Origin of the sequence: Brevibacillus panacihumi W25, from assembly GCF_000503775.1 — a bacterium.
GTDB lineage: Bacteria > Bacillota > Bacilli > Brevibacillales > Brevibacillaceae > Brevibacillus > Brevibacillus panacihumi_A.
In genome coordinates, this window is record NZ_KI629782.1 from 1,206,812 (window position 1) to 1,231,887 (window position 25,076).

Below are 25,076 nucleotides of genomic sequence, written 5' to 3' on the forward strand. Positions count from 1 at the left end.
GCAACCTGGAAAAATCAAGGGGGCAGTTTGAATGGAACTTTGGGATATCAATACCTCTGCTTTTCGCAGCATTAATGATCTTGGAAAAACGTACAGCTTCCTCGATCCCGTTTTTTACACGCTAGCCGAGCACAGCGTTTTTCTGCTGGCTTTCGCCGTTCTTTGCTACTGGTTTACGAGGCGTAACGAAAACAGGATGATGGTCATCAGTGCTGGAATTTCCTTTATTTTGGCGGAAATCTTGGCGAAAATCGCCGGCATGATCCACTATAACAGCCAGCCATTTGCCGAACTGCCCGACGTCCATCAGCTGGTTCAGAAGGCGGTCAACAATTCTTTTCCAAGCGACCACACCATCCTCTTTTTCACCTTTTGCTTTACCTTTTGGCTGTTTGGCAAGAGATTTCGCCTGGTTTGGCTGCTCCTGGCCTGCTGTGTGGCGATTTCCCGGATCGGGGTCGGAGTCCACTACCCGTTCGATGTCTTGACAGGTGCCCTGTTCGGCATGATTTCGGCTATTTTTGCCTACAAATTTGTTCCTGGAGCTCTCCTGACGCAAAAACTCCTGGCCATCTACAACAAGGCCGAACAAGCTGTTTTACCGGGAAAAGACAAGGCAAAAGAGATGTAAAAGAAAAAGGATAGATCAAGGTCCGTATATCGGTACCCTGGTCTATCCTTTTTTTCGGGAAAAATCTTAGGCAAGCTCCTTCTCTTTTGCATCCAGCACAGAGGTGCAGTTGGGACAACGCGTCGCCTGCAATGAAATCTGTGTGATGCAGAACGGACATTCCTTGGTGGTGACAGGCGGCTTGGCCTCTTCCTGCTTTTTCTTGAACCGATTCAATTGCTTGATGAAGATAAAGATCGCAAAGGCAATAATCAAGAAATCAATCACAGAATTAAGGAATAAACCGTAATTGATCGTAGCGACACCTGCTTTATTCGCTTCCTCAATCGTTTTGAAGGTGCCATCCCCGAGAGCAATGAAAAGATTGGAAAAGTCCACCTTTCCCAGTAGGAGCCCAATCGTTGGCGTAATCAAATCATTGACGAGCGATGAAACAATCTTTCCAAAGGCCGCCCCGATCACGACACCGACGGCAAGATCGATCACATTTCCTTTCAGGGCAAATTCTTTAAACTCTTTCAGCAATTTCTTCTCCTCCTCATACATACAAAGGACGGGACAGTCTCACAATTTCTGCGTCTTGCATCCAATCCTCTTCTATTCTACACTTATTTTTGAATTCGACAAATTCTGTAAAGCTTTCATTCCCCACAGCACTGTTCTTACTAAGGAGTTCGATCTACGATGATTTCCCTCGAGCAACAGTCTGATCCCTGGTTGGACCTAGCAAGAAATCAGCTCATCCAGGCACTCGTCCAATACAAGCAAAAGCCGTATCTGCCGATCTGGGGTGAACTTTTTTCCGCATTGCGGGAAATCGCCAAACTGGGAGAACGCAAACAGGAAAATATTCGGATCTATTCCGTACACCCCTCCGGCACGTTGTGGTATGTATTTCGGGAGAAGCATTATCTTGCGGATTTGCCGGAACCGGGCATCACGATCTCGTTGACGCAGGAACAATTAATCGACGCACTGCTGCAAGGAAGTTTCGCCCCTCGCCTACCGGAATCCTGTTAGAAACGGAAGAAAAAAAGTCCCAGGTTTTCAAACCTGGGAGAGGGTAGTACGGAAGTATTCACGTGAATAAGGTAATCATATATCCTTTGACCCATTATTTCTAGAAGTACATTTAGGTATTGCAACCTAATTTATCCTCTGCCTTTGGATAGTGGGGAAGGAATTTGGCGAAAAAAAAGAGGCGGCTCTGCTGCACAGTTTTGAGCCGCCATCCCGAACTTCCCCAAGTTCGTTCATACAGGCATTGTACTATGAAACTCTTCTATCGAAAAGTGTCAGCTTTTGTTTTTTAACGAAATATTTGAAATATAGCTCGATTTTCCCCTTTTTTCTGCCCGTATCACCGTTTTGCTCCCCCCGCTTTGGTCCCAAACACGATATGCAAATAGACATATTGGCTGATGCTTACCTTCGGAAACACAAAGAGAAGATTGGATTTCCCCGGCAATTGCCGAAGAGAATACGGGATATTGCTGCTGTTCATCTTCTTGCGGATACTTGCCGCTTCCCTCCAGGTTGTAAAAAATTCTGCATACTGTTCCATATCGGCATCACCTCAATGCCGCTAGTATGCCCGATTTTTGTACCATTTCATGCCATTAACGATTAGAAAAATCGCGGGAGGTCGCGGTCTTTTGGTTTGGTGGCTATCCAGCTGTAGTGCAGAGGAGGAAAAGGGAAAACGCTCCAGGCGGGGTGGGGTCTTTGCTGAGGGCTAGCCCTGGCCGTCTCCACTTCAAAGGCGGAACCGCGGCCAAAAGTAGCCACTTCGAAGAAGTGATTCAGGGTTGTCCGCTAAGAGCGTGTTCCGCCTTTTCCGTTGCGCCTTGGTTAAGATCCCAAATGCCTTGCGCTTTTTTCCCTTTTTCCTCGACCAGCTAATCCTGGTCCTCCATCTACTCTTGGTGGTTTTTTTCCCAACTGAACTGATTTAATCTTGATATCCATAGAAAAAGGGCTAACGCCCAAGTTCAATAGCGAAAAATACTTCATTTTCGCGTCCTTTTACCTGTGATTGCGTTAGCCAAATATATACTATTTCTAGCCTGTAATATTCCGCTCTCGGCGCTAGCTTCCTGTATTATTCATAGCGCAAGGCATCGATTGGCTTGAGCTGAGCTGCTTTTCGTGCTGGATAGACGCCGAATATGACACCTACAGCGGTTGACGTAAGGAATGCATACAGGACAGGCGAGATCGTGATTGCCGTTTCCATCCCGGCCAGCTTGCTCACAGCCAAGGCAGCGCCAATACCGAGAAGAATGCCGATGATGCCGCCAAGCAGGCTGAGGGTGACCGCTTCGATCAAGAATTGACGCAGTATATCGCGTTTTTTGGCTCCGATTGCTTTGCGGATGCCGATCTCACGTGTACGCTCCGTAACCGAGACCAGCATGATGTTCATCACGCCGATCCCCCCGACGATCAGGGAAATAGCCGCAATGCCGGATAGCAGGGCTGTCATCGACCCGGACACAGCCTGGGCCGTACTGAGAATATCCGACTGCGAAGTGATGCGAAAATCGTCGGACTCACTGGGCCGCAAATTGTGCTGGGCGCGCAGCGTCTCTGCAGTGTCTGCCTGCGCCTGTGTCATCTGCTCTGCCGATGCTGCCGAGACATAGATGGAATTGACGTATTTGCCTCCGGTCAAACGGCTCATCGCAGTGGTTACGGGGATCAAGACCCTGTCGTCATTATTGGTCATTCCCGAGCTTCCCTGGCTCTTCAGCACGCCAATCACCGTAAAGGGAATCCGGTTGATCTGAATGGTTTCTCCGATTGGGTTGCTTCCTCCAAACAGGTTGGTGACGATTTCTGTCCCGACGACTGCCACATTGAACTGCTTTTTCACCTCGAAGTTGGAAAAAAAGCGTCCCTGTGCCACCTGTACGTTGCGCACCTCCGGAAAGGACTCTGTCGTCCCTTCCAATGACGTCGAATAGTTGTTGCTGCCCCAGACGAGCTGTGCCCTGCCGTTGACGCTGGGAGCTACCCCGGACACCGACTCCTTCTGGGCGATCTCCTCGGCATCAGCGAGGGTTAGCGTGTTGAGCGATCCCGCCCCAAGACTGATCCTGCCTTGCGTAGCTTGCCCGGGAGAGACGATAAGCAGATTGCTGCCAAGCCCATTGATCTGGGATGCCACACTGGCAGAGGTTCCTTCCCCGATTGCGACCATCGCGATCACCGCGGCGACCCCGATAATGATCCCGAGCATCGTCAACACGGAGCGCAGGCCATTGGCTTTGATGCTGCGAAATGAGACGCGCAAACTCTCTATAAAGCTCATCTTCTTCCTACCTCCGGCAACACTCTTCTGCGTTCTTCCACCACTTCATTGGAGACAATCTGTCCGTCCCGGAACCGAACAATGCGCTTGGCGTATTCCGCGATATCCGGCTCGTGCGTGACCAGGATAACGGTTTTTCCTGCATCGTTAAGCTGTTGGAAGATTCCCATGATCTCTTCACTGGTCTTCGTATCCAAGGCTCCAGTCGGCTCGTCTGCCAGCAGAATGACCGGATCATTCACCAGGGCTCGGGCGATCGAGACGCGCTGCTGCTGTCCGCCAGACAATTCGTTGGGCTTGTTGTACAGCCGCTGTTCCAATCCCACCTCAACGAGGGCGCGGATGGCACGCTCGCGACGCTCCTTGGCAGATTTTCCCGCATACAGCATGGGCAGCTCCACATTTTCGACGGCTGTCGTCCGTGGCAAGAGGTTGAAATTTTGAAAGACAAAACCGATTTTCTGGTTGCGAATCTCTGCAAGCTCATCGTCATGGGCCTGTGATACGGGATAACCGTCCAAATAAAACTCGCCCGAGGTGGGCTTGTCGAGGCACCCGATCACATTCATCATCGAGGACTTGCCGGAGCCAGAAGGTCCCATGATCGCGACGAAGTCCCCCGTCTCGATGGACAGGCTCACCCCGCGCAGCGCTTGAATCTCCTGGTCGCCGATCTGATACCGTTTGCGCAAATCTTCCATCTGAATGACTGGTCTCATCGGATCATCGTCCTCATGCCGCCACCTGCTGGGAATCCGCCCATTGGAACGCTGCCCATGCGCATATTGCCCTGAGTAGAACCGGAGCTGCCGCCTGCTGTCGGAAGGATGACGATTTGGTCGCCTTCAGACAAGCCCTCGACGATTTCGACGCGGCCGGAAGCAAAGTAACCGATTTTGACCGGCTGGAAGCGATACGGCAGGTTGCTACGGTTATCTGCGTTGCTTGCCTGTCTGCCCTCCTGCTGTTGTTGCTGGCTGTTTGGTTGGGTAGATGACGACTGCTTGCCTTGCCGCTCTGCTTGCTTTTGTTCGCCATTGCCCGTTCTGCTTTCGGCTGCGCCGCTTCTGTTCTCAGCAGAGCCGCTGGTATTCATCAGAAGGACCCCGTCTGTTCCATTGCGGCTTTGCAGGGCAGATGCTGGAATCACAAGCACATTGGTATGGCTGCCGATCTCGATGGTCACATTCATCGTCATCCCGATTTTCAGCAAGCCTTCCTTGTTATCCACTGAGAGCAGGACATCGTAGGTCGTCACCCCTGAATTGGTGGTCGCCTCCGGGTACACCAGCTTGACGGAGCCATGAAACGTCTTGTCCGGATAGGTATTCGTGCTGAACGTTACAGAAAGCCCTTCTTTCACTTTTCCGATGTCGCTCTCGCTGATTTGTGCGAGCACTTCCAGATTGCCCGAATTGGAGTTGTCCATCACGATGACCTGGTTGGATGGGATTTCTCCGACGTTTCCATTTACCGCCACAATCACGCCGTCCATTGGCGCTTTCAAGGTGACGGCATTGAGCGCGGATTGGCTTGTCTGCAACTGGGCTTTTGCCTGCTCTACTGCTGCCCTGGCCGACAGGATGCTGGCAGAATCTGGACCCTTCTGAGCTTCTTCCAGATTTTCCAGAGCGGTTTGATACGCGGCTTGCGCTTGCTCGATCTTGTACGCCGACTGTCCTTCAGCCTGCTCCAATGCCAGTGTGGCGGTCTGGTAGTCGCGCTTCGCCTGTTCCAGCTCTGTCTGCGCCGTTTCATACTCTGTGCGAGAAATCGCTCCCGCATCAAACAGCGCCTTTTGCGATGAAAAATTCTTGTTGGCTTTGTCCAGATTTTCCTTGGCCTTGGCCTCTTCATTGCGCGCCTTTTCCAAATCAATCGTTTTGGTCGCCATCTCGAGCTCTGTTTTCGCCTGGTTGACGTTTGCCTGCAGCGTCCGCATCTCGCCCTCGGTTCTGCTCTTCAGCGCTTCTTCCAGCTTCGCCTGGGCTGACAGCAGGTTGGCTTCGGCATTGATCAGCTGCATCCGCGCGACGGAATCATCCATGGTAGCCAGAACATCGCCTTTTTTCACCACATCTCCTACCTGGACATTGATCGAGGAGATGACGTCCTTGGCATTTTCCGCATCCGCGAAGGACAACGTGGATCTCTTGGAGGCCTGGACCGTACCCGACGCCATGACCGTCTCGGTAATATCCCCCCTCCCCACATTGACGACCGCGTAGGCTGCTTCTGCCTGGACGGGTGCCATGAGCATCTGGTAGCCGACTATTCCTCCGCCGCCCAGCAGCAGGACGGCCAGACCTGTAACCACGATTCGTTTTCTGTTCTTCCCTGCCTTGGAGAAGAAGCTTCGTTTCTTGCTTGTCTCATTCACTTGGAGACTCCCCCCGCTATGTACAAAATCTTGCAAGTCTACTCCTGCCTTTGCCCCACTATAAGGCGCTAATGAGTCAGCATTATGTCAGATGAAGGCAAAGAAAAAGACGACCTTGCCCGTAGGCAATAGTCGTCTTTTACTCACTTATTTTCGCAATACCAACAGGAATGTACTGCCCGCCTGCGAGCTTTCCTTCAGCGACAAATAACCGCCCAAAGCCTGGGCGATCATCCGGCTGAACGATAAGCCCAATCCCAGGCCTCGGAGCATCTGCTTCTTTTCCTCTCCGCGATAATAGCGTTCAAAGATCAGCGATTGCTCTTCCGCCGGGATTCCGCAGCCGTTGTCCTGCACTTCGATGCAGATCTCGTCTTCGGTCTCGGACAGGCGCAGGACGATGCGACCTGCTGCCGGGATTGCCTGGGCAGCATTGTTCAGCAGATTGTAGAGGATCTGCTGTACCCGCAGCGGATCGGTCAGTGCCATGACATCATGGTCCGGCTTCTCGATCTCGACAGTCAGATCCTCTCTTTCCATCGCAATGTGCCACTGATGGGAGATTTCCACGATGAGCTCATTCATGTTTTGCTGTTCTTTGCGAATCCGAATATCGCCGACTGCAAAAGAGTTGAAATCCAGCAGGTCCTCTACCATTTTCTGCAGGCGCGAGGTCTCTTTGGAGCAAATTTCGAGGAACTCCTTGGCCTCCTCTCCGCTCACGATGTCGTCCTTCACCGCCTGGATCAATCCGCTGATGGATGTCACGGGGGTTTTCAGCTCATGCGTCACCCCTGCAAGCAGCTCGGTTCGCATCATCTCCAATTGGCGCAGGCGATCCGCCATTTCTTTAAAGGAATGATTCAATTCGTAGATCTCCTGCTCGGGCCGTTCCTTGTCGAGATGGATCTCATAATTGCCTGTAACGATTTGATTGGCCGCGACTGCTACGTCCTTGATCGGCTGAGACAGTTTTTTGGTCAGCAAATAGATGACCAGCCACCCCAGCAAGCCCAGACTGATCAGCATGATAAAAAGGAGCTGGAACTGCGTGCTGCTGCGCATGATATCCTTGTCTGCCGTGAACAAAAGAACCCAGCCTGCGACCTGCTGGTTGACCTGAATCGTATGTTTGACAAAGAGGACTTGCTCCCCGCGTGACAAGGTAATCTTCTTCGTATCCTGATTCTCTTCCAGCAGGGCGGGAAGCAATTGTCTCAGCTCTGCCGAAAAAGGGCCTGGTCCGTCAAGCAGCGGCTTTTTCTTCGCATCAACCACCAGCAGAATGGGCTTGTAGTCCAGGTGCAGGGATTTCTGCCTGCTGTCCAGGATGCGAAAGAGAAACGGAGCCATCCGGATCTGTCCATTGACGTCCACCACCCGCTCGGCAATTTCCGCCGCCATCAGCTTCATAATGTCCAAACGCTTCGTCGTCTCGCTATGTTGTATCCAATAACTGGAAGTCACCCCTACCACCAGCAGACCGACACATAATGTGAGCAGATAGCGCGTCGTCCAATAGCGAAACAGCGATGTTCTTCTATTCTTCTTATTCATAGACACTTAACTTGTACCCCAGTCCCCGATAGGTACGGATCTCCCCTTCTGCTGCCGGCCAGTGCTCCAGCGCCCGTCTGATCCGCTTGATCGCCAGGTCGACAGCCCGATCGCTCCCCTCGTAATCCATGCCCCATACCTGATCGAGCAACTGCTCACGTGTAAATGCCTGATTTCTGTACTGGGCGAGAAATAAAAACAGCGACAAATCCTTCGGGGTAAACGAGATCTCGATGCCGTGCAGCATGACCGTACGCGCTTTGAAGTCTACCTTCAGACTGCCAAACTGCGTGACATGCTCCCCCTCCATAATCTGAGTGGATCGGCGAAGGACAGCCTGTACGCGCGCGACTACCTCGTCTGCGATAAACGGCTTCGTGATGTAATCATCCGCCCCTTGGTGCAGCCCTGCCAGCTTGTTGTCGATCTGCCCCAAAGCGGTCAGCATGATCACGGGACATGAGCTTTTCGCCCGAATATACTCCAGAATGCTCCATCCGCTGCGGCCAGGGAGCATGACATCTAATAGAACCAGTGCTGGATTGCACGTATCGAATTTTTGTTGTGCTTCATCCCCCGTGAAGGCTTGTACGACCTGAAAATGATGCTTTTCCAGATACGCCTTCAACACCCGGGAGATCGGCAATTCGTCTTCCACTACCAGGATGTTTTTCATCCCTCTCATTCCCTTCTGACGCCTCTGATCTCTACTCTCTAGGGTATGGGAAAATGATGTCAACCAGATGTCTAAAAAGGAAGGCTGCCTGAAAAATCAAGCAGCCATCATCCAGGGGGGAGTACGTGAAGAAGCAATACTCTCCAGACGTCAGAATGCTTGTCCAAGGTTTCACAGATCACCGGACTCGCGAATATCGTACTAGCAAATTAGGAACGTTCGCCTAAGAATGGCGAGAAATATCTCCGCTCCATTCCTGGGACCGTTAGGCTTTTGGACGGGTGTGGCGGGTAGGGATCGCTTGGAGTGGATCATCTGGCCAGTAGTGCTTGGGACTAAAATATTTTATCAAAGCAAGAATAGTAATTCGTTTGTTTATAACGACAAATTCAGGTAAAATATAACGAATTTTACCATTAATATGTTGTACTTTCCTCTTTAACTTTACCTAGTTATTGGGGTGATAATTATGAGCGACGAATTAAAAAAGGAAGCTTGCAGAATAGTTTTAAAAAGAATTGCATGGCGGTTACAGTATCAGGTTAAAAAATCTCAAATCGAGAAATGCCATTAAATGAAGATGTATGGGGAAAGGATGTTATGGTTGCAGTAGATTCAGAATTATTTGTGGAGGAACTTCTTCAGAGTCTTCCAGATAAAGCACGCTTCATTATTCAAAAGGTTGTAATTGAGGGAATACCTGAAAAAGAGGTGGCCAAACAACTAAACCTCTCACAACAACGAGTTAACGCTTATAAACAAAAGACCTTAAAAATGCTCAAAGAAAAATTGATAATCAACACTGGGAGGAGAAATTATGAGTCGTACTCACACCCAACCAAAAAAGTATCCATTCGGTAAACTACTGAAGCTTGCAGAAATGGGTGACCAACATGCAATGGAACAAATTCTTAAGATATTTGAAAGTGATATGGAGCAGTTAGCAAGCTTTATAAGAATGCCACGCGAAGAGAGCCTGCAGCAAATAAAAGTCGATTTCATTGAGGAGATAATGAGTGGAAAAGTATAAAAAAACCAGGGGGGTATATGGATTTAGATATCCTAACCGTTATCGCTATATTGCTTGCAGTCCTCGTCTTACTAGTTTTATACAAAAGTATTGATCTAACCATCAAGATAAGAAACATTATAAACGTACACTTGAAAGCCAGAAAAATCGGCAAACAAAGTGAAGAAACGAAATCAAAACAAGACACAGATGGAAAATATGGATGAAAAAACGGTATTTAATGTGATTTTTGCAAATTAAGTGTTGAAAACAAAGGGACGAACGGTAGTTTGGACGTTGAAGTCGATTACGCGTACAGCTTAACTAAAACTGATTTACCTTTGAACAAAAATAATCGGTACTAATCCATATCCAGTAGTTGAGGATGCTACTGAATCTTTGGCTCTAAGTCTGTAAAATATTTTATGTTAATTTTATTGAAAACGTGTCATCGATGCACTTGAATAATCAAGGTACGGAAAGAACTTTTTTTGCGAGGGTCAAGTATTAACGTCTAGCATGAAAATTAATATGAGAGGAGTTGATAAATTCATGGCGGAAATACTACTATTGGTAAGCAGTGGAACTCTTTTAATCATTTTTGGAAGCCAACAAATGATTACCAATTATCTCATTCGATTAAAAAATAACCTTGTTGACAAATAAACAGGCGGATGAAAGTAAAGATATTAAAAGAAAATGCATTTCGACAAACTCCTCCATGAAGAACGATTTATCGCTTTCATGGGGGAGTTATACGCTCTTTCTCTTTTTATTTTAAGAGAACTTTCTTAATAAACAAATTTTGGATATATATTTGGAGCCTATATCAAATGATAATATAATCACTGATAGAATCACTACTCGAAGATGAGGATTCTGTTTCGTTATCAGTGTAGTCTTCCACTTAACCGCCATCCCGTCGACCTTTTTTATTCACTTTTAACAATGCTTACAGTTGTACTTGTGCTTAACTTTTAAAATGGTTAAAAATTTGATATCAAATGAGTCATCGATATTTATTCTCAATACCAAACACTTCATTAATGTCAAGCGGATTATATAAATTGCAATTATTGCCTAATTTGTATTTTTTTGTTATGGTGTAATTACCCCTTCTAACTATCAGATAGGAGCCATTCCTGTAATGAATGAATTTGGGGTTTGAATAAAAAAAGCACCTTCTGTAAACTGGGAAACGTTCCGTCCAAAGAACAATTACCCGTACAGGAGGTACTCCACAATGAAGTATAAGCAATCGAAAAAGCAGAATCAACGTATTCAACAAATTACCGAATTAACCCTTGTTGTCGGTGCAGATATTGCCAAGAAAACGCATGTTGCCAGAGCTGTCGATTTCCGCGGAATCGAGATTGGTAAGGACTGTGTGTTCGGCAATGACCATTCTGGCCTGACGAAACTCGTTTCGTGGATGAAGGAGCTTCAGCGGCAATACGCCAAGACGGATATCATCTTGGGCATTGAGCCAACCGGACACTACTGGTTTCCACTGGCCGAATTTCTGCATCGAGAAAACATCAAAGTCGTTATCGTGAATCCTCATCACGTCAATAAAAGCAAAGAACTTGAAGACAATTCACCGACGAAGAATGATTACAAGGATGCTAGGTTAATCGCTGATTTAGTTCGCAATGGCAAGTACAGCGAGCCCAAATTGCCTACGAGCGTTTATGCCGATCTTCGTATTCTCATGAACCTTCGAGAGAAGGTGATGGTGAACTTCGGTCAAGTCCAACGGCGTATCCAGAACTGGCTTGATCGCTTCTTTCCGGAGTACAGCCTTGTGTTTAAAGATTGGGAAGGAAAGGCCTCGCTCATCACGCTTCGTGAATTTCCGACGCCACAGGAGATTGTATCGCTTGGCGCGAGTACAATCGTGAACCGATGGAAGGAAGACGTGAAGCGAGCGGTTGGCTCCAAACGTGCAGCGCAACTCCTACAAGCTGCCACAAACTCAATTGGACTTACCGAAGGGCTGACGGCGGCGAAAATCGAGCTCAAGGCCTTACTGGAACAATATGAACTATTCTCAAGGCAACTTGAAGAAATCATGGCGCAAGTGGAAGCATTGCTTGCACAAATTCCAGGTACAAATGAAATGCTGACAGTACCAGGAATCGGCGTTGTTACGCTGGCGGGCTTCTTGGCTGAAGTTGGTGATCTTAGCGGTTATGACCATGGGCAGCAGATCATCCGTCTTGCTGGATTTAACCTCAAAGAGAACAGTTCCGGCAAGAAGAAGGGCAAGTCCACGATTACCAAGCGTGGACGATCCCGACTAAGAGCCTTGCTATTTCGGGCGATGATGCCGATGGTCGCCAAAAACGCCGAATTCAAGGCGTTGCACCATTACTTTACGAAGCGAAGTCATAATCCGCTCAAGAAGAAGCAGTCTATAGTGGCACTCTGCGGGAAGCTCATTCGCGTACTGTACACACTAGGCACGAAGTGCATTCCGTACAATGCGTCCGACGTATTAGGACCTGTACGCCAGTCCCAAATACAGATGGTAGCTTAAATTCAAACGATATTCTCGTTTCTCACAAGAGCTTGGAAGTAAACCAATGACAACAGAAGCACGGAGCAGCCGCAGGATCTATTCCGTAAGGGCAACGACCCAGTAAAGGAGCAAGAAGCGGCGTCCACACCTTGAGAGGCAGAACGAAGGAATGTAAGGGCGAAGACCCAGCGTGACATGGGAGGGTAAGCCGTCAGGGGAATGGAGTGGATATCCAAATGTGCGGTCATACGATTTACCAATAGATTGGAAAAAAGATTCGAATCTTTATTCCCGCCACCGGCTCATCCAGAAAAATATTCCATAATTACATGCTTCGCCCACTTCTCTGGAATGTTGATGGTTGAAAATCTAAGAATGAGTGAGCAAACGCGAGAAAACATTAATTTATAGTGGGAGTGAGTCATTTGAAAAAAGTAGTCCTTGTTGCTACACTTTCAACTTTTGTCTTATTTGGATGTGTACAGCAATCTTCCGAACTCTCCCCCCCCACCAGTCAAGAGATAAACATCGCCAGCATTCCAAGTGCAGTATTACAATATGCAAGTAAAAAACTAGGTAAGTCAGTAAATGAACTAAATACAGAAGACCTGGTTCAGTTAGAAGAGTTATACTTGGCTTCAGATGAATTAGAAAGTGAACCTCTTGATCTCTCCTTTATCTCATCAATGAAAAATCTTAAACATTTCAGTTTGTATGACATCAAAGTGAAGGATTTCTATTTTATATCTAATTTAAATGAATTAAAATCCCTCTCGATATCAGGTTTTCAGATGAGTCAATTGCCTTCTTTAAAACAATTACAAGAGTTGAAGAACCTTATGTTAACAGATGGAGATATCGAATCACTTGATTTCATAGTACCGTTAACAAACTTAGAAACACTCTCGTTGGATCATAATCAAATTACAGATCTTTCTCCTATTAAGGAAATGAAAAAATTGGTTTTCCTCGACATATCCAGCAATCCTATTAATGATATTGCGGCCGTCTCCAATTTATCTTCATTGGAGCGCCTTCAAATTATGGATACTTCTGTCCAGAATCTAGATGTATTATCTAATCTAAAGCATTTACGTTATTTAGATATTCGGGATACACCAATCTCGACTGTTAAGCCCCTAGTTAATATAGAAGGGTTGGAAATATTGCTCACGAATAATAATGAAATGAAGGATCTGCATTTATTACCTAAGTCAGTTAGGGTATCTGCAACTTCTATTACAGATTAAGTAGAATTGTAATAGATATGGATTGTCAGTTGATCGAGTAGGAGGGAGTGACTAACTCCCATCCTCTCACACCACCGTACGTACCGTCCGGTATACGGCGGTTCATCAAGCTTGACGAATGACAGAATACCGTTGTACTAAGCTTTTTAGCCCTTGTTGTTGCCAATATGCGACTCCGAGGGCTTTGTGTATTTGAGGAGTCTTCGTGGTACGCCATGCACCCTTTCGGGTGTTTGCAGTTTCTATTGCATGAACGTGCGATAGACCCAGAGAGCGAAGTTCTCGATATCCGGTTCTTACTCGCTTCCACTGAGACCACAAGCACAGTCGAAGTCTACGCCGTATCCATTCTTCGGTGAATTGTAGGATTTTCTTTGCATCCGCAAGGGCGAAGTATCCGATCCATCCCATAAGATACTGGTTTAATTTCCGAATCCTTTCATCCATAGAGAGGCTCCATACAGGATTTGTAATGAAGCGAATTTTCTCCTTCAACTTCTGGAGTGATTGTGAATGCTAATCTAATTATTGACCACCTAGTGGTACATCGCTCATAAAAAAGTTGACCACCTGAGCACCTCTTTCCTGTATCTTGAAGTTGTCGAGACACCAAGATATAGGAGGAAAGGAAATGCTTCAGATGGCTAATTATGAGTTTATCAGGAAACAACACGTTCTGCTAGGAAAGCCAATTCGTCAAATTTCTCGCGAAACCGGCTATTCCCGCCAAGTGATACGAAAAGCCTTGAAATCCTCTGAGATCCCTATGTATCAACTCTCAAAACCGAAGCCAAAGCCAGTCATTGATTCTGTCCAGCCCATCATCTTGGAATGGCTACGCCAAGATGAACAAGCACCCCCAAAGCAGCGACATACTGCCAAACGAATCTACCAGAGACTCGTCGATGAATACGGATTTACCGGAGGTGAATCAACGGTACGCCGTTATGTCAGGCAATTGCGGGTTTCTCCTCCCAAAGCATTTGTCCCCCTCGATTTCCCGCCAGGGCGATTTGCTCAATTTGACTGGGGTGAGGTTACAGTTCTTTTACAGGGTAAACAGGTGAAAATTCAAGTCTTTTGTATGCGTTGCACCTACAGCAGAAAGATCTTTATCAAAACATTCGCTCATCAAAAGCAAGAAGCACTTCTCCAAGGTCATGTAGATGCTTTTGGTTTTTTCGGTGCTGTTCCCCAGATCATTACGTACGACAACCTGACGACCGCCGTAAAAAAGGTTTTGGAGGGCAAAAACCGTGAGGAGCAAGAACGGTTTGTTCAGCTACGTGCCCATTATCTGTTCGAAAGCTATTTCTGTGATCCGGGAAAAGGGCATCAAAAAGGCCAAGTGGAAAATCTCGTGCAGTTTGTTCAGAAGCAATTCTTTACCCCTGTACCAAGTGTTTCTTCTTTAGATGAATTGAATCAAATTCTCCTCGAAAAATGTATCTCTTACGAGAAAACAACCGTTCCGAGGTCTTCCCTAACCGTTGGAGAAGCATTTGCTCAAGAGCAGCTTATCATGCTCTCATTGCCCCCACGACCATTGGAATGTTGTCGTATCGTATCCGTGAAAAGTAATACGCTGTCCATGATTCACTTCGAGAAAAATGCTTATTCTGTCCCAGTTTCTCATGCGTCAACTGAGCTTATTTGTCGTGTGTTTGCCGAAAGAATCGAGGTCTACCACGGCAAAAACCTGATTGCTACGCATGAGCGATGCTTAGATAAGGGAAAAGAGCTTTTGCAGTACGATCATTATCTGGATTTGCTTCTTACTCGCCCAGGAGCCGTTTTATATGCGAGGCCAATACATCAGGCGGGATTGCCTGCCATTTACCAAAAGTTCTTGGACAAGTGCCGTTATCGGCCTGGGGGAATGAAGGAATTCGTTCGACTCTTGCTATTACACCGAGAATTCGATGCATCCCTTGTGGAAGAAGCACTTAATGAAGCTTGTCAAAAGGGTATGTTCCAGTACGATGCCGTAAGGCAATTGTTGTTTCAGCGTACATTGCCAGAACATCGTGTCCCCCAACTCGCGTTGGCCGAGGATAGCTCTATTCCGCGTATTCAAGTAAAATCGCCTGATCTTAGCCAGTACAATCGTTTGTTACATAAAGGGAGTGTGGTTCATTGAGTACAACCTTTTTGCTCGAAAACTATGCGAAACGTCTACGACTACCCGCGATCAAGCGTGTCTATAAGGAAATGGCCCATGATGCTGCTGAACGACAAATTCCCTACGAGGAGTTCCTGTTAGCTCTTTTGGAGCAAGAAGTTCAGCAAAGAGATGCCAATCAAATCGCAAGTCGAATAAAGCACGCCAAGTTTCCGTCCGTTAAAACTCTCGATCAATATGAATTTTCAGCGATTCCATCCCTCAATAAACCCAAATTACTTCAACTGGCTCGTTGTGAATACATTGAAAAAGCTGAGAACATCATGTTTATTGGAAACTCCGGCACTGGCAAGACTCATCTCTCCATAGCACTCGGGAAAGAAGCATGCCATCATGGCTATTCCGTACAGTTTTGGACAGCGGCTAAGATATGCAACGAGCTGATGGAAGCTCAGTCCCAAAAGCGAATCCTCCAGCTAGAGAAACAGTGGCTGAAAACTGATTTGATCATCTTGGATGAAGTAGGATTTGTCCCTCTCAGCAGAACAGGGGCGGAGCTATTGTTTCAATTTTGTGCAGTTCGTTATGAGAAAGGAAGCATGATCATTACGNATGAATTTAAAGCTGAAGCAGTTAGACTGTACCTAGAGGAGGGATGGAGTCCGTATCGGATTGCAGCACAGTTAGGGGTACGTAGTCTACTAGGCAGCCATTGAATCGTTCTTTTCCCATTTAAAAACGGAAAAAACTTCTGCAAGCTATATCTGAGTACATTTTCTATTATAACCATGATCGTTTCCAGAAAAAATTTAGCGACCGCTCTCCGATTGAATACCGGAAAGCAGTCGCTGCATAAACAGACATTTTATTGTTGTCTACTTGACGGGGTTATGACCAGTCGGCCCCGTATTTTGTTCAACTAACGCACCATTTAATTGAACAGACCAATGGGTATTGTATAAGCGACAGTTAAATAACTGACTACCGAACTGAGCCTGAAAATTCAACCTGCTTACTATTTAACTTCTTTACCCATTCACTATCATTCCATCTATTAGGGTTGTCAATCGTTAGATTTTCTCCACGCACTATGAAATCATAACTATCTTTTCCACCATCATACCAATCAACAATGACTAACTTGCCGTTTACATTACGTACAAGAAATTCAGTAACTTCACCACGACTACCTTCAGCCATTTTTATTTCCGCAGGTAATTTTAAATAGAGAAAACCCCCATCTGCGTCATCAGTATACTCCACTTCCCAATCCACTCCTTGAGTGCCAATATTAACACTCTTCACCACATTATCAGTAAGATTGTGCCTTGAATGCAAGTCAAATTGGTATTGAATCTTCTTTTGCGTATACCGTTTAAGGTTTTCGTTATCGATAAATACACCCAATTCAATATCCGTGCCGTTCCAGACCGCTTTATAATAGTCAGTCAGCACTCTCACACACATTTCATAAGCCGTTTCAGCATCCTGAATAGATATTTCCCTTTCATTTTTAGCTACATATTCGGGAGAATCTTGTAATACATTCCCTTCAGTGTTGGGCGTAATTTCAATGTTTATAGCATGATCTTCGCTGCTATCTCCAGGGACTACAGGCGTATTTTTTTCGTTACTACCATTTGTTTTATCTGCACTACACCCAACTAATATAAGTCCAATTGCTATAAAAAGCATAATAAATCTTGTCAAAACATCAGCTCCTTCCTTTCCTATAAGACGATAATTACTTTACGGAGGTTACAATGCCTTTCAAAATTATTCAAATAATCCATAATGTGAATGCTAATCTAATTATTGACCACCTAGTGGTACATCGCTCATAAAAAAGTTGACCACCTGAGCACCTCTTTCCTGTATCTTGAAGTTGTCGAGACACCAAGATATAGGAGGAAAGGAAATGCTTCAGATGGCTAATTATGAGTTTATCAGGAAACAACACGTTCTGCTAGGAAAGCCAATTCGTCAAATTTCTCGCGAAACCGGCTATTCCCGCCAAGTGATACGAAAAGCCTTGAAATCCTCTGAGATCCCTATGTATCAACTCTCAAAACCGAAGCCAAAGCCAGTCATTGATTCTGTCCAGCCCATCATCTTGGAATGGCTACGCCAAGATGAACAAGCACCCCCAAAGCAGCGACATACTGCCAAACGAATCTACCAGAGACTCGTCGATGAATACGGATTTACCGGAGGTGAATCAACGGTACGCCGTTATGTCAGGCAATTGCGGGTTTCTCCTCCCAAAGCATTTGTCCCCCTCGATTTCCCGCCAGGGCGATTTGCTCAATTTGACTGGGGTGAGGTTACAGTTCTTTTACAGGGTAAACAGGTGAAAATTCAAGTCTTTTGTATGCGTTGCACCTACAGCAGAAAGATCTTTATCAAAACATTCGCTCATCAAAAGCAAGAAGCACTTCTCCAAGGTCATGTAGATGCTTTTGGTTTTTTCGGTGCTGTTCCCCAGATCATTACGTACGACAACCTGACGACCGCCGTAAAAAAGGTTTTGGAGGGCAAAAACCGTGAGGAGCAAGAACGGTTTGTTCAGCTACGTGCCCATTATCTGTTCGAAAGCTATTTCTGTGATCCGGGAAAAGGGCATCAAAAAGGCCAAGTGGAAAATCTCGTGCAGTTTGTTCAGAAGCAATTCTTTACCCCTGTACCAAGTGTTTCTTCTTTAGATGAATTGAATCAAATTCTCCTCGAAAAATGTATCTCTTACGAGAAAACAACCGTTCCGAGGTCTTCCCTAACCGTTGGAGAAGCATTTGCTCAAGAGCAGCTTATCATGCTCTCATTGCCCCCACGACCATTGGAATGTTGTCGTATCGTATCCGTGAAAAGTAATACGCTGTCCATGATTCACTTCGAGAAAAATGCTTATTCTGTCCCAGTTTCTCATGCGTCAACTGAGCTTATTTGTCGTGTGTTTGCCGAAAGAATCGAGGTCTACCACGGCAAAAACCTGATTGCTACGCATGAGCGATGCTTAGATAAGGGAAAAGAGCTTTTGCAGTACGATCATTATCTGGATTTGCTTCTTACTCGCCCAGGAGCCGTTTTATATGCGAGGCCAATACATCAGGCGGGATTGCCTGCCATTTACCAAAAGTTCTTGGACAAGTGCCGTTATCGGCCTGGGGGAATGAAGGAATTCGTTCGACTCTTGCTATTACACCGAGAATTCGATGCATCCCTTGTGGAAGAAGCACTTAATGAAGCTTGTCAAAAGGGTATGTTCCAGTACGATGCCGTAAGGCAATTGTTGTTTCAGCGTACATTGCCAGAACATCGTGTCCCCCAACTCGCGTTGGCCGAGGATAGCTCTATTCCGCGTATTCAAGTAAAATCGCCTGATCTTAGCCAGTACAATCGTTTGTTACATAAAGGGAGTGTGGTTCATTGAGTACAACCTTTTTGCTCGAAAACTATGCGAAACGTCTACGACTACCCGCGATCAAGCGTGTCTATAAGGAAATGGCCCATGATGCTGCTGAACGACAAATTCCCTACGAGGAGTTCCTGTTAGCTCTTTTGGAGCAAGAAGTTCAGCAAAGAGATGCCAATCAAATCGCAAGTCGAATAAAGCACGCCAAGTTTCCGTCCGTTAAAACTCTCGATCAATATGAATTTTCAGCGATTCCATCCCTCAATAAACCCAAATTACTTCAACTGGCTCGTTGTGAATACATTGAAAAAGCTGAGAACATCATGTTTATTGGAAACTCCGGCACTGGCAAGACTCATCTCTCCATAGCACTCGGGAAAGAAGCATGCCATCATGGCTATTCCGTACAGTTTTGGACAGCGGCTAAGATATGCAACGAGCTGATGGAAGCTCAGTCCCAAAAGCGAATCCTCCAGCTAGAGAAACAGTGGCTGAAAACTGATTTGATCATCTTGGATGAAGTAGGATTTGTCCCTCTCAGCAGAACAGGGGCGGAGCTATTGTTTCAATTTTGTGCAGTTCGTTATGAGAAAGGAAGCATGATCATTACGGAGTAATCTGAAATTTGCTGATTGGACCCAGATATTTAAAGATGAGCAGATGACGTCAGCCCTGGTTGATCGGCTAACGCACCGAGCCCATATCTTTGCTATGAATGGAGACAGTTATCGCTTTAAGCAGAGCATTCAAAGATCGTGATCATGAAAAAGTTACCCACCCAACGGGTGGATTCATTTTGTCATGGTGGTCAATTTTTTGATGAGCACGGTGGTCAACTTTTTAATTGACATTCACAGTGATTTTGTATGAAGCCGAATCCTTGCTTGTTTTGCATTAGTGAAACTGAAACCGAGGAACTTGCGTTTCCATGGTCGATCCACTGCGCTTTTCTGCTCATTTACTTTTAGCTTAAGTACCTTCTCCAAGTAGCTTTAGATGCTCTTCTTTACCCGTTCTCCCGCCCGCTTTGTTTTCACGTAGATATTGCTATCGTCTGCGTATCTACAGAAGCGATGTCCTCTCTCTTCCAGTTCTTTATCCAAGTCGTCAAGCAGGATGTTCGCCAATAACGGACTAAGCCGGCCACCTTGTGGTGTGCCCTCTACTGCCGAGAGGCAGATTCCATTGACCATGACACCAGCTTTCAAGTATGCGCGGATAAGTTTCAACAGAGCTTTATCTTTTACTTTTCGAGCAACCCGACTCATTAAAATATCGTGATTTACCCGATCGAAGAATTTCTCTAAGTCCATATCCACGACAAAGCGATATCCTTCGGAGATATAAGATTGTGCTTGTCTCATAGCGTCGTACGCACTGATTCGGCCGGAATCGAAAGCTGGATTCTGAGAAGTGGGGATCAAATATAGGGGTAAGAACTTGGAGAATGGCTTGTTGGATGAAGCGATCTATCACGGTAGGAATACCTAATAACCTTACTCCTCCGTCAGTTTTCGGGATTTCGACTCTGCGGACAGGAGAAGGCTTATAGACTCCTTTCATAATCTGTTCTTTAATGGTTAACCAGTGTTCACGGATATAATCGCGCAGTTGTTCGGTTGAAACACCGTCGATTCCCGCTGACCCTTTGTTTCTTTCCACTCTTTCGAGTGCCTGTTTATGGCAGACTAAAAATGTAGGTTATGGCAGTTAATTTATGCAGACCCGTAGGGGCTGCATAAATTAAAAAACCACTTGCCAACATCCCCTTATCAAAATACACTCCCTGTTGGGCACTACAGAACGACGGGAGGTATAAAGTTAGGAGATGTTAGCAGTGGCAGAAATTCATTATATCAGGCACGAGGCAAACAAGAAAGGGCGAGCTTATAGCAAGATTGCCAAACAAATGAATCGTGATTCGAGAACAGTTCAGAAGTATGCAGAAATGGATGACTTCAATCTACAAGAAAAGCCCAAGCAAATTCGAAAAGCTAGAGTCATGGAGCCTGTAAAACCCATTCTTGATCAATGGATCAAAGAGGATTTGAACAAGAAAAAGAAGTTCCGAAGAACCGCACAACGCTTGTTTACACAATTAGTGGAAGAACACCAATTTACAGGATCATCTCGCTCTGTCAGACAGTATGTTTCTCAACGAAAACACCAGTTAGCAGAGACAAGTGATGCTGCGGCATTGCCATTGGAGACGAAACCTGGATCGGCACAGGTTGATTTCGGAGAAGCACCATTTAAATATCTGGGAGAAAGTGTTACCTTGCCATTTCTCGTTCTCTCATTTCCTCATAGCAATACGTTTTACTTCCAAGTTTTTCAGTCTCAGAACCGAGAATGTTTTCTGGAGGGATTGAAGCGTATCTTTCACTACATAGGTGGCGTGCCTAAGGTGATTCGATTTGATAACTTATCACCAGCGGTGAAAAGGATCATGCCGAACGGTCAGCGAGAACTAACAGAGGAATTCCAAAACTTCGTTTTTCACTATGATTTTGAATACGAGTTTTGTAATCCCGGTAGTGGTAATGAAAAAGGTCATGTGGAGGCGATGGTAAAGTACATTCGCAACAACTTTCTTCTGCCAGAGCTACAGATACACAGTCTTGATCAGCTAAACGAAACCCTGTGGAAAAAAGCCGAGAGAGATCGGGAGCGACCTCATTATGTAAAAGAAACGATGCTCTCCGAATTATATTTGGCAGACAAGGAACATCTTCTTCAATTACCTGCCAAAGAATTTGATTGTATCCGATACGAACGAGTAAAAGCTGATAAATACGGATATATCCGAGTCGAAAATAAACTCTACTCAACGTCTCCCCGTTTTGCCAAATGTACGGTTTTGGCAAAGATCTCATTTGATCGAGTGGATATTTTAACAGAAGAGTATGAGGTGATTGTGCAGCATGCCAGATTATATGGCAAAGAGCCAAAATCAGTGATTTGGCAGCCCTATTTGACATTGATGGCAAAACGGCCAACTGCCCTTAAATACACAAGTTTTTATGAACAATTGCCAATCGAATGGCAAGTCTATCTCTCGAATTGCACGGTCCCAGAAAAACAAGAAGCTCTCCAGCTACTATCCGTCATTCTAAAAGACGATGATATGAAAATACCCACGCAAGCTTTGCAGCTTGCCTCTGAGAATGGCCACCCATCCGTTGATTCTATTAAACAGATCTATTACCAACTCATCAATGGTCGTGGTCAAAGGGATACCATCCAACCGAAAGGTTTTGTTCCTGCCGTTCCAACAGCCACTAGAGGATTAGCCCATTACAATGAATTCTTTAAGGGAACGGGAGGTCATCGCTAGTGGAAGCATTGATAAAGGAGTATTCAAAGCGCCTCAAATTGAGTTGGGTTCGGCAACATTTCCATGAAGTTGAAGCTACTACAAATGAAGAATACTTACTCAAAATATTAGAAAGTGAGATACAACAACGAGAAGCACGAAAAATCAATCTGCTCTTTAAGCAATCTTCCTTGCCAAGAATAACAGGAAAGCCATTTGAGTGGGGCCATATTCAGATGGGACAAGGTCTCACACAGGACCATATCCTTCATGGTGGATTTATAGAGGAGAAAGAAAATCTAATCTTTTATGGTGGAGTGGGGACGGGGAAAACGTACTTATCAACGCTGATTGGATTAAATGCCATTCAACAGCAAGGAAAAAAGATAAAGTTCTTTACTGTCGCTGGATTAGTCAATCGGCTGCTAGATGCTCACGAGACCGGCTCGTTGAGCCGATTCTTTAACCATATTGAGAAGTTAGATCTATTAATACTCGATGAGCTAGGGTATATTCCCCTGCATAAACAAGGAGCAGAACTGCTATTTCAGATTATTTCCATGTGCTACGAAAGAAAAAGTATTATCATAACGACCAATCTACAATTTGGCCAATGGAATCATATATTTGGTGATCCAATTTTGACAGAGGCAGTGATTGATCGCTTGATTCATCACTCTCACCTGATCGTCTTTAATGGCGAAAGCCATCGGTACAAAGAATCGTTATTACACGGTAAATAATTTAGGGGTTGGCAAGTGGTACATTTTTAATTGCCATTTGATACATTTCTTACTTGCCAAAAACATAATGGTTTTGGTGAATCCATTCGAGCGTTGAGAATAAAGAGTGGAATGAGCTTGCATGACCTCTCTGAGAAAACAGGTATAAGTTCATCTTATATTGTACGAATTGAGAATGGGCAAATCAAAAAACCTTCATTTTCAGTTATTGAATGCTTATTACAAGGGTTAGGCATCAAAACGTCGATTCTTTTACAAAGGCTTGAATCAAAGAAGCACTCGAACTAATTGATAAACCTGGAAACCTATAACATTGTATTGGTATGATGTTATAGGTTTCTTTGTATATATAACGTTGACAATAAACAACCATTTATCATTTGTTGACTGTATTTATCTTCCATATTTTCAACATTTATCAACAGCTGCTTGTTTTATATAATAACTTTTGTCGACAGAACAGCCTAACCATGATCGATCATGTCATCCAGTACAACTATGATCAACAACTACTGAGAGGTGGAAGCCATGATAGTGCTCAATAATGACTTTGAAAAATTACTGTCTGGGAAATTTGAAGCAATCGGGGTCTCCTCAAAAGATCCAAACAAGGTTCGATTTTATTGTTATAAATGTAGAATGATTTTTGACAGAATACCATCCGTTTTCAAGTCAAAATTAAAAAATGCACCGTTCAATGCTTGTCCAGGTTGCAATTCTTGGTGGAGAGCTTATGAAAGCATATTCTTTGAAACTCTGAACACTCTTGACCTTAAATATGTTATGCCACAGTACACAGATCAGAGATTGCGAAGTCACCTTAATAGACCTTTACGATTTGATGCAGCACTATTTGAAAATGAAATGGATATAGTGCCATATTGCGTCTTTGAAATTAATGACTATCATCATTTTACTTGGAGCAATCAAGGCAATTTGAAAACATACTATAAACAAAAAGTTGCATTCTGTCGTGATATACTACAAGTGCCTTTGATTGAATTAGACTACAGAGTTCACTTCAAATCTGAAACTTTGCTCAAAGATTATATACAGAAAATTCTAACATCAGTTAATCAGGTGAATGAAATTAAAGACGAGGTGTGCCGAAGAAAAGAATTAGAACGACTATTTTTCAATGCCTGAGTAATTACAAATATACAGTAAGGTGTTGGAGGTTATTTTTCCAACACCTTACTTTTCCCTCTTACGATATCCGATCCTGTAACCCTTTGTATATTTCCTCAAACATGTATTCCATAACTGTTGCCTTAAAATCGCTATCTTCCAATATTTTCATGAAGAACTTCTCATTTTGACCCATTCTGCCAATCACGATGTCCAGAAACGCTTTCTCATAGCTGAATTTGAAGTTTTCTTTGGTGTTGTTCTTCGCTTTCTGAGCCAGATCTTCGTTATTAATAATGTCTTCCATAATCTGTTCATACGACAAGCGATCCGTCTCGGTAAAATCGGTTCCAAAGCGTTCATTGAGTCGGTTGATAATCGAAGAGAGTTTATCCTTTGGTTCCTCTTTTCCACCTCCGCCACCATGGGAGGTTGGTTTCAAGTCAGCACCGCCCTGTACTACAAGTGAAATACTGCCTTCGAAAACCATCGTATTTCGGTAATATTCCAAAGCTACCTCGTCTGCCAAATAAACCGATTCAGAACCATGCTTGGGCAACTTCTTCAAAAGATAATTCAGATAAACATATAATTTATGTAGATCAACATCGACAAATGGACCAATCTGTAGAATAAATGAATACGTGCGGATAAATTTTCCTGCTGTACTCTTAAAATCTTCTTGCCGTTCTTTAGGCAATTCATGCTTATAGCGTTCCACTGCCTTATCAAGAATTGCGTTTAGCTTTTCTTGAGTTTTCGGCGTTTTCTTCTTTCCGCTAAACTCCAGCTTACATACTTCCATGATCTCTTCTTCTGTATATACCTGACAAACATCCAATTCCCGCTGTAAATCATATAGCAGATTCGGATTGGTTACTTCCTCAAGCCCTGTAACTTCATAGTACGGTTGGAATGCCTCTTTAATATCTTCGGCTTCATTAACGAAATCAAGGACAAAGGTATCGTTTTTACCTTTGCATGTTCGGTTCAGCCTGGAGAGAGTTTGTACCGCCTTAAT

24 protein-coding genes and 3 pseudogenes are annotated in these 25,076 nt (G+C 44.9%); 16 read left to right on the forward strand and 11 right to left on the reverse strand.

The window, feature by feature from the left end; all coding sequences use genetic code 11:
* The first annotated feature begins 31 nt into the window (after positions 1–31).
* Positions 32–631: an undecaprenyl-diphosphatase gene (locus tag T458_RS35155; protein WP_023555720.1), complete on the forward strand. Its 600-nt coding sequence runs from the start codon at positions 32–34 to the stop codon at positions 629–631.
* Between the two features lie 66 nt (positions 632–697).
* Here T458_RS35155 and mscL read toward each other — a convergent pair whose 3' ends face one another.
* Complete coding sequence (gene mscL / locus T458_RS35160) at positions 698–1,156, reverse strand: large conductance mechanosensitive channel protein MscL (RefSeq protein WP_023555721.1); 459 nt, start codon at positions 1,154–1,156, stop codon at positions 698–700.
* Between the two features lie 159 nt (positions 1,157–1,315).
* Between mscL and T458_RS35165 the strand changes: the two genes are divergently transcribed.
* Positions 1,316–1,651, forward strand: coding sequence for a hypothetical protein (locus T458_RS35165; RefSeq protein WP_023555722.1), 336 nt, complete (start codon positions 1,316–1,318; stop codon positions 1,649–1,651).
* A 340-nt stretch (positions 1,652–1,991) separates the two neighbouring features.
* Here the strand turns inward: T458_RS35165 and T458_RS35170 are convergent, their stop codons facing one another.
* The 6 genes from T458_RS35170 to T458_RS35190 form a co-directional block, all read right to left on the reverse strand.
* A complete protein-coding gene (locus T458_RS35170) occupies positions 1,992–2,195 on the reverse strand; it encodes a hypothetical protein (protein ID WP_023555723.1) in 204 nt (67 codons plus the stop codon).
* Between the two features lie 537 nt (positions 2,196–2,732).
* A complete protein-coding gene (locus T458_RS35175) occupies positions 2,733–3,944 on the reverse strand; it encodes an ABC transporter permease (RefSeq protein WP_023555724.1) in 1,212 nt (403 codons plus the stop codon).
* A complete protein-coding gene (locus T458_RS35180; RefSeq protein WP_023555725.1) occupies positions 3,941–4,663 on the reverse strand; it encodes an ABC transporter ATP-binding protein in 723 nt (240 codons plus the stop codon). Before T458_RS35180 ends, T458_RS35175 begins: the two co-directional genes overlap by 4 nt.
* Positions 4,660–6,324, reverse strand: coding sequence for an efflux RND transporter periplasmic adaptor subunit (locus T458_RS35185; protein WP_023555726.1), 1,665 nt, complete (start codon positions 6,322–6,324; stop codon positions 4,660–4,662). Before T458_RS35185 ends, T458_RS35180 begins: the two co-directional genes overlap by 4 nt.
* Positions 6,325–6,471: 147 nt before the next feature.
* A complete protein-coding gene (locus T458_RS0128445; protein WP_031305456.1) occupies positions 6,472–7,881 on the reverse strand; it encodes a HAMP domain-containing sensor histidine kinase in 1,410 nt (469 codons plus the stop codon).
* A complete protein-coding gene (locus T458_RS35190; protein ID WP_023555727.1) occupies positions 7,874–8,557 on the reverse strand; it encodes a response regulator transcription factor in 684 nt (227 codons plus the stop codon). The genes T458_RS0128445 and T458_RS35190 overlap by 8 nt, the downstream gene beginning before the upstream one ends.
* A 600-nt stretch (positions 8,558–9,157) precedes the next feature.
* On the opposite strand from T458_RS35190, the gene T458_RS56345 reads away from it, so the two are divergent.
* The 4 genes from T458_RS56345 to T458_RS35210 all read left to right on the forward strand — a co-directional run bounded on the left by T458_RS56345 (position 9,158) and on the right by T458_RS35210 (position 13,337).
* Positions 9,158–9,418, forward strand: coding sequence for a sigma factor-like helix-turn-helix DNA-binding protein (locus T458_RS56345; RefSeq protein WP_252989785.1), 261 nt, complete (start codon positions 9,158–9,160; stop codon positions 9,416–9,418).
* Positions 9,375–9,587: a helix-turn-helix domain-containing protein gene (locus T458_RS35195; protein WP_023555728.1), complete on the forward strand. Its 213-nt coding sequence runs from the start codon at positions 9,375–9,377 to the stop codon at positions 9,585–9,587. Before T458_RS56345 ends, T458_RS35195 begins: the two co-directional genes overlap by 44 nt.
* Before the next feature lie 1,222 nt (positions 9,588–10,809).
* Entirely contained in the window at positions 10,810–12,105 is a 1,296-nt protein-coding gene (locus T458_RS35205; RefSeq protein WP_023555147.1) for an IS110 family RNA-guided transposase, read from the forward strand.
* 407 nt (positions 12,106–12,512) lie between these two features.
* The gene (locus T458_RS35210) at positions 12,513–13,337 is read left to right on the forward strand and encodes a leucine-rich repeat domain-containing protein (RefSeq protein ID WP_023555731.1); all 825 of its coding nucleotides are present in this window, start codon (positions 12,513–12,515) and stop codon (positions 13,335–13,337) included.
* A 105-nt stretch (positions 13,338–13,442) separates the two neighbouring features.
* Here the strand turns inward: T458_RS35210 and T458_RS35215 are convergent, their stop codons facing one another.
* Entirely contained in the window at positions 13,443–13,832 is a 390-nt protein-coding gene (locus T458_RS35215) for a group II intron maturase-specific domain-containing protein (protein WP_023555732.1), read from the reverse strand.
* Between the two features lie 136 nt (positions 13,833–13,968).
* Here T458_RS35215 and istA (T458_RS56350) point away from each other — a divergent pair, with 136 nt between their 5' ends.
* The 3 genes and pseudogenes from istA (T458_RS56350) to T458_RS56355 all read left to right on the forward strand — a co-directional run.
* Complete coding sequence (gene istA, locus T458_RS56350) at positions 13,969–15,477, forward strand: IS21 family transposase (RefSeq protein WP_023555611.1); 1,509 nt, start codon at positions 13,969–13,971, stop codon at positions 15,475–15,477.
* Positions 15,474–16,070 (forward strand): IS21-like element helper ATPase IstB (gene istB / locus T458_RS35225; protein ID WP_023555733.1); only part of this gene is annotated, 597 nt, incomplete at its 3' end. The genes istA (T458_RS56350) and istB (T458_RS35225), both read left to right, overlap by 4 nt.
* 94 nt (positions 16,071–16,164) lie before the next feature.
* Positions 16,165–16,315, forward strand: a pseudogene (locus T458_RS56355) (IS3 family transposase); the annotation flags it as partial.
* Between the two features lie 125 nt (positions 16,316–16,440).
* On the opposite strand, the gene T458_RS35230 reads toward T458_RS56355, so the two are convergent.
* Positions 16,441–17,169, reverse strand: a complete 729-nt coding sequence (locus T458_RS35230) for a hypothetical protein (RefSeq protein ID WP_023555734.1) — start codon at positions 17,167–17,169, stop codon at positions 16,441–16,443.
* A gap of 208 nt (positions 17,170–17,377) precedes the next feature.
* Here T458_RS35230 and istA (T458_RS56360) point away from each other — a divergent pair, with 208 nt between their 5' ends.
* From istA (T458_RS56360) to T458_RS57550, 3 genes are read left to right on the forward strand one after another with little or no spacing between them, the layout of a single operon-like run.
* Entirely contained in the window at positions 17,378–18,886 is a 1,509-nt protein-coding gene (gene istA / locus T458_RS56360) for an IS21 family transposase (protein ID WP_023555611.1), read from the forward strand.
* Positions 18,883–19,485, forward strand: coding sequence for an IS21-like element helper ATPase IstB (gene istB, locus T458_RS35240; RefSeq protein WP_252989786.1), 603 nt, complete (start codon positions 18,883–18,885; stop codon positions 19,483–19,485). The genes istA (T458_RS56360) and istB (T458_RS35240) overlap by 4 nt, the downstream gene beginning before the upstream one ends.
* 43 nt (positions 19,486–19,528) lie before the next feature.
* Positions 19,529–19,627 carry an ATP-binding protein gene (locus tag T458_RS57550; protein ID WP_252989787.1) on the forward strand — a complete coding sequence of 33 codons (99 nt, stop codon included), beginning with the start codon at positions 19,529–19,531 and terminating at the stop codon, positions 19,625–19,627.
* A 95-nt stretch (positions 19,628–19,722) separates the two neighbouring features.
* Here T458_RS57550 and ltrA read toward each other — a convergent pair.
* Positions 19,723–20,530: pseudogene (ltrA, locus tag T458_RS35245) on the reverse strand (group II intron reverse transcriptase/maturase); the annotation flags it as partial.
* Positions 20,531–20,696: 166 nt separating this feature from the next.
* Here ltrA and istA (T458_RS35250) point away from each other — a divergent pair.
* From istA (T458_RS35250) to T458_RS35260, 4 genes are all read left to right on the forward strand, one after another.
* A complete protein-coding gene (istA, locus tag T458_RS35250; RefSeq protein ID WP_023555613.1) occupies positions 20,697–22,205 on the forward strand; it encodes an IS21 family transposase in 1,509 nt (502 codons plus the stop codon).
* A complete protein-coding gene (gene istB, locus T458_RS35255) occupies positions 22,205–22,927 on the forward strand; it encodes an IS21-like element helper ATPase IstB (RefSeq protein WP_023555614.1) in 723 nt (240 codons plus the stop codon). Before istA (T458_RS35250) ends, istB (T458_RS35255) begins: the two co-directional genes overlap by 1 nt.
* A 30-nt stretch (positions 22,928–22,957) precedes the next feature.
* A complete protein-coding gene (locus T458_RS57875) occupies positions 22,958–23,215 on the forward strand; it encodes a helix-turn-helix domain-containing protein (RefSeq protein WP_035316347.1) in 258 nt (85 codons plus the stop codon).
* Positions 23,216–23,455: 240 nt separating this feature from the next.
* Positions 23,456–24,073, forward strand: a complete 618-nt coding sequence (locus tag T458_RS35260; RefSeq protein WP_023555735.1) for a hypothetical protein — start codon at positions 23,456–23,458, stop codon at positions 24,071–24,073.
* A 61-nt stretch (positions 24,074–24,134) separates the two neighbouring features.
* On the opposite strand, the pseudogene T458_RS0128465 reads toward T458_RS35260, so the two are convergent.
* A pseudogene (locus T458_RS0128465) lies at positions 24,135–25,076 on the reverse strand (type I restriction endonuclease subunit R); the annotation flags it as partial.